The following is a 4,573-nucleotide window of genomic DNA, read 5'->3' as shown; positions in this document are numbered from 1 at the left end:
ATGGACAGCGGCAGCAAGGTGCAGTTTTCGGACCGCGAGGCCCTGCTTTACCACGAATATGGCCGGCCCGGGAAAATCGAGATCGTCGCGTCGAAGCCGATGGCGACGCAGCGCGACCTCAGCCTTGCCTATTCGCCCGGCGTCGCGGTCCCGGTGAACGCGATCGCCGAGGACCCCGCCAAGGCCTATGATTATACGGTAAAGGGCAACCTCGTCGCGGTGATCTCGAACGGCACCGCGATCCTCGGCCTCGGCAATCTCGGCGCACTCGCCTCGAAGCCGGTGATGGAAGGCAAGGCGGTGCTGTTCAAGCGCTTCGCCGACGTCGATTCGATCGACCTCGAGGTCGATACCGAGGATCCCCAGCGCTTCATCGAGGCGGTCGAATTGCTCGCGCCGAGCTTCGGCGGCATCAACCTCGAGGATATTGCCGCGCCCAACTGCTTCATCATCGAAGCGGCGCTGAAAGAGCGCATGAACATCCCGGTGTTCCACGACGATCAGCATGGCACCGCGATCATCACCGCCGCCGGGCTGATCAACGCCTGCTATCTCACGGGGCGCGATCTTTCGACGGTGAAGGTCGTCGTCAACGGCGCCGGCGCTGCCGCGATCGCGTGCACCGCGCTGATCAAGGCGATGGGCGTCCGCCACGAAAACGTCATCATGTGCGACCGCAAAGGCACCATCTGGCAGGGTCGCACCGAAAGCATGGACCAGTGGAAGTCGGCGCATGCCGTGCCGACCGAAGCGCGCAGCCTGACCGAAGCGCTCGTCGGTGCCGACGTGTTCCTCGGCCTGTCGGCCGCAGGCGCGCTGAAGCCCGAGATGGTCAAGGACATGGCGCCGGCGCCGATCATCTTCGCGATGGCGAACCCCGACCCCGAAATCTCGCCGCCCGATGCGCGTGCGGCACGGCCCGACGCGATCATCGCGACGGGGCGTTCGGACTATCCGAACCAGGTCAACAACGTCCTCTGCTTCCCCTTCATCTTCCGCGGTGCGCTCGACGTGCATGCGACCGCGATCAACGAGGAGATGAAGATCGCGGCAGCCTATGCGATCGCCGACCTCGCGCGCCAGCAGGTGCCCGAGGAGGTCGCCGCAGCCTATGGCGGGCGGGCGTCGAGCTTCGGTCCCGAATATATCATCCCCTCTCCCTTCGACCCGCGCCTGATGGAAATCGTGCCTGCGGCGGTCGCCGAGGCGGCGATGAAGACAGGCGTCGCGCAGCGGCCGATCGAGAATCTCGACGACTATCGCACCCAGCTTCGCGCGCGGCTCAACCCGACGACCTCGGTGCTGACGCTCGCCTATGAAGCCGCGCGCAACAATCCGAAGCGCGTCGTCTTTGCCGAGGGCGAGGAAGAGGTCGTGCTGCGCGCGGCGATCCAGTTCCGCGACGGCGGCTATGGCATCCCGGTGCTCGTCGGGCGCGAGGGACTGCACGACAAGCTGCGCGCGATGGGCGTCGCCGACGCCGAAAGCTTCGAGGTCCACAACAGCGTCAATTCACCGCACGTGCCGCAGATGGTCGACATGCTGTACGAGCGACTGCAGCGGCGCGGCTATCTCCGTCGCGACGTCGAGCGCATGGTCAACCGCGACCGCAACATCTTCGGCTCGCTGCTGCTCAAGATGGGTCTCGGCGACGCGATGATCACCGGCACGACGCGCACCTATTCGCAGACGATGCGCGAGATAAGGCGGGTGATCGACCATGCCGAGGGCAAGACGCCGTTCGGCATCCATATCCTCGTCGACCAGCATCACACCATCTTCATGGCCGACACGACCGTCAACGAGCGGCCGACCGCCGAGATGCTTGCCGACATCGCCGAGCGTACCGCGCAGGTCGCGCGGCGCATGGGCCACGAACCGCGCGTCGCCTTCCTGTCCTATTCGACCTTCGGCAACCCCGAGGGGAGCTGGCTCGAAAGCATCCGCGAGGCGGTGTCGATCCTCGACCAACGGAAACCGGCCTTCGAATATGAGGGCGAAATGGCGCCGGACGTCGCGCTCAACGAGAAGGTGATGAAAAACTATCCCTTCTGCCGCCTGTCGGGCCCGGCGAATGTCCTCATCATGCCGGGGCTGCAGTCGGCGAACCTGTCGGCGAAGCTGCTGCGCGAACTCGGCGGCGGCGCGGTGATCGGCCCGATGCTCGTCGGCATGGAACATCCGGTGCAGGTCGCGACGATGGCGTCGACCGCGTCGGATCTGGTGACGCTCGCGGTGCTGGCGGCGGGCGGGATCGCGCAATAAGAAAAGCGGCGGTGCCCCCCAAGGGGCCCCGCCGCTTCCTGTTCCTTGCCGCGGGCTTCGGGTTCTACCGCCCGGCCGGCGCCCCGGCACCCGGCGCACCCACCGCACCGATATTGCCGAAAATATCCTCGAAGAAGCTGCGGTGGCGGCCGAGCGTCGGCGTCTTGTCGCCTTCGGGGTTGATCTTGCTCACCAGTTCGAGGCCGGTGCGGTCGACCGCCGCGACATTGCCCGCCGGATCGAAACGCACGCGCATCACCTGCTGGTCGACCGGGCGCGGCCTGGCGAAGGCGAGCTGGCGCGTTTCGCGCGACACATAATAATATTCGTTCGTGCCGAACTGACCGACGAAGGTCGGGCGACCGAGCGTTCTTTCGACCGATTCCCGATTGTCGACCCCCGGCGTGATCGCCTCGGTCAGCAACGGATCGACGACATAGCCCTGCCGTCCCCGGAGCTGCGCGCAGCCACCGACGGTCAGCGCGATCGCCAGCCCGGCGACGATCAGGCGCGCGGGACGGGCAGGAAGCTTCGGATATTGGGTCGGCATCAACATATCTCCGTTGCGCCGCTTTCGTCGGGCGCTGGCAATCGCGCCTCTTAACCGCAAGCGGTCGGCGCGCACAAGCGGCTTATGCCGCGGCAAAGCTTGCGCCAAGCTGACTCAGGCCTCTTTTCCGGTGACGTGATTCAGCCTAAGCGTCGGGCATGTTTTCTTCCCTTCGCAAATTGTTCGCGTCCGAACCCGATCCACGCGAGGCGCGCCGCCCGATGTGGGATGCCGTGGTCGCGACCGCGCGGGCGCCGCACTGGTATGCCGATGGCACCGTCCCCGACACGCTCGACGGCCGCTTCGACATGATCAGCCTTGTATTGGCGCTCGTGCTGCACCGGATCGACGAGGACCCCGATCAGGGGCTCGCCGGGGTCCAGCTGACCGAATTGTTCGTGAACGACATGGACGGCCAGATGCGCCAGATCGGCTTTGGCGACATGGTCGTCGGCAAGCAGGTCGGCCGCATGATGAGCGCGCTGGGCGGGCGGCTCGGCGCCTATCGCGCCGCCGACGGATCGGCGGACCTGCGCGAGGCGCTGATCCGGAACCTGTGGCGCGGCAACGCGCCCGCCGAAGCGGGGCTCGCGCATGTGCTGGCGGAGGTCGCGGCGCTGCGTCGCCGGCTCGCGGCGACCCCGGTGCCCGACCTCATCGTAGCCGACCGGCTGGACGGCCCCCGGGCATGACCGCCTCCGAGTTCCCCCTGGTCGTCACGCTCGCCGACGCCGCGCACGGCCGTGCGATATCGGTCGAGGCCGACGCCGATGCGCGCGCGGCCATCGCGCGGCGACTCGGCCTCGTCGCGCTCGACCGCTTTACCCTCTCCGCCGAGGTCCGCACGGTTGCGGGCGGGCTCGGAGCCAGGGGCGAGGTGAGCGCCGATGTCGTGCAGGCGTGCGCCGCGACCGACCTGCCCGTCCCCGCGACGATCGCCGAGCCGTTCGACCTCCGCTTCCTGCGCGACGTCGATGCACCCGCGAGCGAGGATGAGGAAATCGAGATCGGCAGCGACGATCTCGACCTGTTGCCGCTCGAAGGCGATCGCGTCGATCTGGGCGAAACCGCTGTACAGACGTTGTCGCTCGCGCTCGATCCCTTCCCGCGCCATCCCGACGCCGACCGTATCCTTGCCGAAAAGGGCGTGCTCAGCGAGGAGGCTGCGGGACCCTTTGCCGCGCTTGCCAAACTGCGCGGAAAGCCGGGCGCCTAGCGGCTTTCGTCGGGCGCGGGTTTCGCCTCGTCCTCGACTAGGTCGGCGACCGCAGCGTCGAGACCCGGCTCATTCCCGGCAGCGGGCGTTTCTTCCTTCGGCGTTTCCGTATCTTTTTCGTCACGGGCCGGCGGCAACGCGCCGCCGAGCGCGTTGGCGAGGCCGAGCAATTGCTCACCGATCACCTTGTCGACCGCAGGCGCGATCTCGGCGACCTTGAAGCGCATATAGCCGCCGACGACATAGTCGAAGCGCAGCGCGCTTCCGGTCGGCGTCTCCTTGATCTGGATGGTGAGCGTGCCGGTGAGCGCCTCGCCCTGCAACGGGCCCAAGGCGCCCGACAGGCGGAGCAGCTGGCCCGGCTTCGAGAAAAGGACGCGCGCGTGCTGGACGCTGCCGACGCCCGCGCCGCTATCCGGCAGTTTCTCGCAGAAGCAGCCGCCCGCCTGCGAATCGAGCCAGAAGTTCGCGGCGTCGCCCGACCAGCTATGGTCCTTCGACCACCAGCTTTGCGGCATGCGGAGCATTTTCCACACATCGGC

General features: G+C 67.2%; 5 protein-coding genes. 3 read left to right on the top strand and 2 right to left on the bottom strand.

Going from position 1 to position 4,573, the window contains the following annotated elements; genetic code table 11:
- Positions 1-2,265 (top strand): NADP-dependent malic enzyme, encoded by a 2,265-nt coding sequence (locus JHC57_RS21260; protein ID WP_294032576.1) that lies wholly within the window; start codon positions 1-3, stop codon positions 2,263-2,265.
- Between the two features lie 64 nt (positions 2,266-2,329).
- Here JHC57_RS21260 and JHC57_RS21255 read toward each other — a convergent pair whose 3' ends face one another.
- Positions 2,330-2,815 (bottom strand): outer membrane protein assembly factor BamE, encoded by a 486-nt coding sequence (locus tag JHC57_RS21255; RefSeq protein ID WP_294032575.1) that lies wholly within the window; start codon positions 2,813-2,815, stop codon positions 2,330-2,332.
- A gap of 158 nt (positions 2,816-2,973) precedes the next feature.
- On the opposite strand from JHC57_RS21255, the gene JHC57_RS21250 reads away from it, so the two are divergent.
- A complete protein-coding gene (locus tag JHC57_RS21250) occupies positions 2,974-3,507 on the top strand; it encodes a ubiquinol-cytochrome C chaperone family protein (RefSeq protein ID WP_294032574.1) in 534 nt (177 codons plus the stop codon).
- Positions 3,504-4,031 (top strand): DUF177 domain-containing protein, encoded by a 528-nt coding sequence (locus tag JHC57_RS21245; protein WP_294032573.1) that lies wholly within the window; start codon positions 3,504-3,506, stop codon positions 4,029-4,031. Before JHC57_RS21250 ends, JHC57_RS21245 begins: the two co-directional genes overlap by 4 nt.
- Here JHC57_RS21245 and JHC57_RS21240 read toward each other — a convergent pair.
- Positions 4,028-4,573: hypothetical protein (locus JHC57_RS21240; RefSeq protein ID WP_294032572.1), on the bottom strand; the 546-nt coding region annotated here is incomplete at its 5' end. The two genes, JHC57_RS21245 and JHC57_RS21240, sit on opposite strands and share 4 nt — an antisense overlap.

The organism is Sphingopyxis sp., from assembly GCF_016463645.1.
GTDB lineage: Bacteria > Pseudomonadota > Alphaproteobacteria > Sphingomonadales > Sphingomonadaceae > Sphingopyxis.
Note: the sequence above shows the minus strand (reverse complement) of the source record. Positions and strands in the feature narration are given on the sequence as shown.

What these genes read in the sequence shown, in the direction of transcription:
- JHC57_RS21260 (WP_294032576.1), top strand. Translation starts at nt 1, where the DNA reads ATGGACAGCGGCAGCAAGGTGCAGTTTTCGGACCGCGAGGCCCTGCTT.
- JHC57_RS21255 (WP_294032575.1), bottom strand. Translation starts at nt 2,815, where the DNA reads ATGCCGACCCAATATCCGAAGCTTCCTGCCCGTCCCGCGCGCCTGATC.
- JHC57_RS21245 (WP_294032573.1), top strand. Translation starts at nt 3,504, where the DNA reads ATGACCGCCTCCGAGTTCCCCCTGGTCGTCACGCTCGCCGACGCCGCG.
- JHC57_RS21250 (WP_294032574.1), top strand. Translation starts at nt 2,974, where the DNA reads ATGTTTTCTTCCCTTCGCAAATTGTTCGCGTCCGAACCCGATCCACGC.